This window comes from Streptomyces sp. NPDC058664, assembly GCF_042716635.1.
Classification (GTDB): Bacteria; Actinomycetota; Actinomycetes; order Streptomycetales; family Streptomycetaceae; genus Streptomyces.
In genome coordinates this window covers 1-1227 of record NZ_JBHXRW010000228.1, presented here as the reverse complement: position 1 = coordinate 1227, position 1227 = coordinate 1, and the positions used below count along the sequence as shown (strand labels likewise).

The window sequence follows — 1227 nt, the reverse complement described above, 5'->3', positions numbered from 1 at the left end:
GTGGTGGACGTCGTCTCGGGGGCGGGCGATGCCGAAGTCGGTCAGCAGGACTCGTTCATTGCCGTCGGTGTCGGCGAGCAGGATGTTGGCCGGCTTCACGTCGCGGTGCAGGACACCGTTGCGGTGGGCGTGGTCCAGGGCTGCCGCGGTGGCCTCGATGATGTTCAGGGTGCGGTCGGCGGGGACGGGGTGTTCGATGGTGGCCGCGTCGACGCCGTCGACGAACTGCATGCTGATCCAGAGGCGCCCGTCGTCGACGCCGCGGTCGTACACCGTGACGATATTCGGGTGCTCGAGTTGCGCGGCGAGGTCGGCCTCCCGTTCGAACCTCGCCCGAATCTCGTTGTCGGCGAACAGATCCCGGTTGAGCAGCTTGAGCGCGGTCTGCCGTGGGAGGCGCGGATGGCGGGCCAGATACACCGATCCCATCCCGCCGCGTCCGAGCTGACGCTCGATCGCGTACCCGGCGAAGACATCACCCGTCGTCAGCATGGTCCCCCGTTGTCCGGTCGAATCGGTCCCCGGCCGACTGCGAATGCCGACCCCGACAAACCTAACGCCTACAGACGACGGCAGCGCGAATGGCCCGACACCGTGCCCCCTGAGTTCGCCACGCCGCGGTCAGATCTCGACCCGCACGCCCATCGACCGCGCGGTGCCCGCCACGATGCGCATCGCCGCCTCCACATCGGTGGTGTTCAGGTCGGGCAGTTTTCGAATTGCGATGCGGCGCAATTGCTCCCGGCTGATCGACCCGACCGGTTTGTGGCCGGGTTGTGGCGAGCCGGGCTGACCGACGGCCCTGCGGATCAGCGACGCGGTGGGTGGGGTTTTGAGCCTCATCGTCCAGCGTTTGCGGGCGTCGATCGTGATGACGGCGGGGATGATCTCGCCGCGATTGTCCGCGGTGGCGGCGTCGTAGCGCCGTTTGACTTCGAACGGTGGGACACCGGTGGGGCCGAGCATCTTGCCGAGGATCATCAGCGAGGCATTGCCCGCTTCGAGCTCGAGAGTGACTGTGACAGAGGCTGTTTCGCGCGCCATAGTCAACGATCTCGAACGCGGGCGTCGATCCGGTCCCGCGACGATAACGTCTGAGCCGCAGCCATTCGGTTCGCGCGGGCAACGTTCGCCTGTCACTGTAGTCGCGTGAAACGTGACGTTTCCGCCCACTTGGAGGTCGCGGTCCATGCCGATGCGGTGCTGCAGTGTCAGATCGCGGTGGCC

General features: G+C 66.8%; 2 protein-coding genes. Both read right to left on the bottom strand.

Annotated features, from left to right (window positions below):
• The coding region (locus ACFWUY_RS41770; RefSeq protein ID WP_384122342.1) for a serine/threonine-protein kinase at nt 1–492 on the bottom strand (492 nt) is incomplete at its 3' end.
• A gap of 129 nt (nt 493–621) precedes the next feature.
• The coding region (locus ACFWUY_RS41765) for an uL11 family ribosomal protein (protein WP_384122339.1) at nt 622–1227 on the bottom strand (606 nt) is incomplete at its 5' end.